This window comes from Marinobacterium profundum (assembly GCF_001528745.1).
Classification (GTDB): Bacteria; Pseudomonadota; Gammaproteobacteria; order Pseudomonadales; family Balneatricaceae; genus Marinobacterium_A; species Marinobacterium_A profundum.
Window position 1 is genome coordinate 1 of the sequence record NZ_BCNS01000009.1, and the last position, 3,932, is coordinate 3,932.

The 3,932-nt window shown below is 58.8% G+C and carries 2 protein-coding genes; one reads left to right on the plus strand and one right to left on the minus strand.

Features of this window, described 5'->3' with window-relative positions:
• The coding region (locus MPRO_RS00910) for a CHAT domain-containing tetratricopeptide repeat protein (RefSeq protein WP_067285953.1) at nt 1-2,815 on the plus strand (2,815 nt) is incomplete at its 5' end.
• A gap of 68 nt (nt 2,816-2,883) precedes the next feature.
• Here the strand turns inward: MPRO_RS00910 and MPRO_RS00915 are convergent.
• The gene (locus MPRO_RS00915; protein WP_067285955.1) at nt 2,884-3,876 is read right to left on the minus strand and encodes a PASTA domain-containing protein; all 993 of its coding nucleotides are present in this window, start codon (nt 3,874-3,876) and stop codon (nt 2,884-2,886) included.
• Nucleotides 3,877-3,932: the final 56 nt, after the last annotated feature.

A 3,932-nucleotide genomic window follows, 5' to 3' on the forward strand; every position in this document is an offset into this window, starting at 1 on the left:
CAAGGACTATCTGTCTGGTGACTATGCCCAGGCGCGCTCACGCTGGGAACAGGGTCTGGCGCTGGCCACACAACAGGGGCGCGACACCTTGGCCGCAGTGCTGCTGATAAACCTGGCCAGGCTCGATGAGAGCGTCGGGCAGTATGCCCTGGCACTAAGCCGCGCAGGCGACGCCGTGCAGATTGCGCAATCGCTGAATGACCCCAAGCTGGACGCACAGGCACGCAGCATAATCGCACTAATCTACCGCCGCACGGACGACTACGCCGCGGCCCGAGAATACGCAGACCAGGCGCTGACCGTGGCCCGACAGATTGGTGATGCCGGGCTGGCCAGCGAGAATCTGCGTAACCTCGGTGCCATCCATCAGTCTGAAGGCGCTTACGACGATGCCATGATCCGCTACCAAGAAGCGCTGAAGCTTGCACGCAGCAGCAATGACAAGGCCCGGGAAGCCGAGGCGCTGAACAATATAGGGGGTCTGTTTCGGCTACAGGGGCGCTATCAGACGGCGCTAAGTGCTTACAACTCCGCTCTGGCCCTGGAAAAATCACGCCAAAACCGGCCAGGCCAGGTGAAACTGCTCGGCAATCTGTGTCTTATTCAGCAAAATCTCAATGCGCTTGAGCAGGCACTGGACGACTGCGAACGCTCGCTGCGCATGGCCCAAAAGATGGGTGACCAGGTTCGCGAAGCCAACAACTACAACAATATAGGTGCGATCTATCGCGCGCGCGGCCTGCCGGACAAAGCATTAGAGCACTACCAGCGTTCGCTTGCGATCAAGCGGCAGATCCGGGATCAGGCGGGCGTGGCGAGGACACTCAATAACCTCGGCGAGCTGTATTTGGGGCTGGGCAACGTCGATGCAGCACTGATCCATTTTTCAGAGTCGCTGCACATTCAGGAAGCCATCGGAGACCGCGCTGGCTTTAGCGCAGCGCATTATAATCTGGGGCTGCTCTACCATCGGCGCGGCGAATACGATCTGGCACTGGATCACTATAAAAAGGCGCTTGTGATTCAGCTAGAGGTCGGTGAGCGTAACCTGCTCTGGCGAATCTACAACGATATCAGCCGCCTGTACGCCAGCATGGCATCTCCCCGGGTCGGCATATTCTTCGGCAAACTGGCGGTCAACACTCTGCAGACCATCCGTGGCGGTATTCAGACACTCGACAAGACGACGCAGCGCATCTATCTGGCCGACAAGCTGCATGTGTACAAGCGGCTGGCGGGACTGCTGATCGATGAGGGTCGGCTGCCCGAAGCACAGCGGGTGCTGGATATGCTCAAGCAGGAGGAGTACGCCGACTTTGTAGTGCGATCAGCAACGGCTAATAGTGACGATACTCAAAGTGATTTCGCCGTACCTGAAACACCGCTGGCCGATCAACTGCAGGCGTTTAAGGTAGATCTGCTGTCCAGAGCTCGGGACTACGAAGCACTGCAGGCCAAGAAACGCCGCCTGTACTTACAGGGCAAGACGCTCAGCAACGAGGAACAAATAGCGCTCAGCCAACATAAACAGGATATCGAACGTGCAGAACACGCACTCAGCACGCTGCTCGCCCAACTCGAAAGCGAGCTACAGAGCGCACCCCAGATATCCGAAGTCGATGCCAATACGCTGGAATACCTGTTCAATTTGCAAGGCGCCGTAAGTGACGTCAGCGAACGGACCGGTATCCGCGCCGTTATGCTTCACTACCTCGTCACAACTGACTATCTGTACATTATTCTGACCACCGCCACTGTACAGGTGGCGCGGCAGATTCCCGTATCAGCGACACAGCTCCACCGCCAAATCCAGGATCTGCGTGCCGCGCTGCTCTCACCGTCGAGTAAGATCAGGCAACCCGCGGCAGCGCTCTACTCACTGCTGATCGCGCCCATTGCCAACGACCTGGAGCAGGCCGAAGCCGAATTACTCTGGGTTTCCATGGACGGTGCCTTGCGCTATGTGCCGTTAAGCGCTCTGTACGACAGCCAGAGCAGCCGCTGGCTGACCCAGGACTATGCCGTGGCAATGCTCACCGAGGCCACCCAGAACTCATGGAAAGACCAGCCATCTGCGAAATGGAAGGTGGCCGGGCTCGGCCTGAGCCGAAAGGTCGAGGGCTTTGCCAGGCTGACGGCCGTCGCCGATGAGCTCGATGGTATTGTGCGGCAGGAAAACAGCGAAGATCCGGACGGCGTGCTGCCAGGAATCATCCACCTTGACGACGCCTTCACGGCTGCCAGCCTGGAAGAACTGCTGGACCTGCAACTATTCCCGGTCATCCACATCGCCAGCCATTTCGTACTACCCGCAGGCGGCAACTACAAGGAGGCATTCCTGGTACTGGGCAATGGTGATCGCCTTAACCTCGACCGATTTCAGCGTTTGCGCTTTGACAAGGTAGAACTGCTGACCCTTTCCGCCTGCAATACGGCCGTTGGTGAACAGGCCCGCGGCCCATCCCCGCAGACAAGCGCCGGCTTGGACGCAGCGTCCGGGCGGGAGGTCGAGGGACTTGGATCCCTGGTGCAGCGGCGGGGTGCATCCAGTGTGCTGGCCACACTGTGGGAGGTGGCCGATGTCGCCACTGGCACTTTTATGCAACGCTTCTACCGGCTGCGCACCGAGGGCAGAAGCAAGGCAGAAGCACTGCGGGCTGCGCAGCTGTCATTCATCGGCAGGGATCCGGGCACCGACTTAGCCCCCAACGGTGCAGAACGCGGTGCCGGGCTGGCTGTTGCAAATGGGGATTCCCCGGGCTATAGCCATCCCTACTTCTGGGCCCCTTTTATCCTGATGGGAAACTGGCAGTAGGGCACCGACGCCGCCTACCGCATCTGCCAGCCTGCTTGTCGACAGAAAGATCCCGGTTTGGCGACTGGCTACTCAGCCAGAGGAGCATCCTCAGGCGCCACTTCGCGTAACAGCGTTGCCGGAATTTTCATGCGCTGCTGCAGCTGCATGTTTTTCAATATTTCGATCTGGGGACGATCCAGCACCAGCACCTTGCCTTTCTCCCGGGAGACAACGAGATTCACTGCAGTGCCCTCCTCCACTGACAGACCCTGGTCTGGTTGCTGCTCCAGTACCGTACCCACCGGCTTGCTATCGTCGACTTTTTCCGCGACCTCACCCAAACCCAGGCCCGCCGAGCTGAGCCGCTGCACCGCCGTGGCCAACCTCACCCCGGCCAGCACCGGGACTTTTACCAGTAGCTTCTCGGCGACGGTCAGCTGGACCGTCGAGCCTTTGTCCACCTCAGAGCCCGCTGCCGGCATCTGTTCCAGCACGCTATTGGGCATCTGTTCACGGGACGCCTTTGAGGCAACAGGCTGAGCAATCTCAAGCCCTGCCTGCTCAAGCACCGCACTGGCCTGATTAAGGGGGATGCCGACCACATCAGGAACCTCAACGCTTTTCGGCAAGAAATACCAGGTCGCAGCGCCACCGATCAGCAGTATCGCCACCAGCACCGCGATCCATTTGGTATAAGACGATTTCGGCGGCACTGGGGGTGGCGGCACTTTTTTAGCGGGCACCTCAAACGCAACTGTTTCGCCCTCGGTAAACTCTTCACCGGACTTGCGGACCGAGTACACCAGTAATCGATAGCTATAGCGACCCGGCTCACAATCCGCCGGAACCTGAATGCTGACGGGAATCTGGGTAAGTACATTGTCAGCCATCTCCTGCTCCGCCGGTGCGTCTATGCGCAGCCAGCTCGCCTGCGTAGCCGTATCCACAAGCACTTTGGCACCCACAGTGATGGGATGCCCGGAGATATTCCTGACGTTAAGCAGCTGTTGCGCGGCACCTTTTTCATCGCAGGATACTACCTTGTCGGGTGCATCAATGGTGACGATGCTCGTGGCCATAACTGACTCCTTTAGCTGTAATTTACGTCTTTACCGGGCTATTAACCCGGTGGACA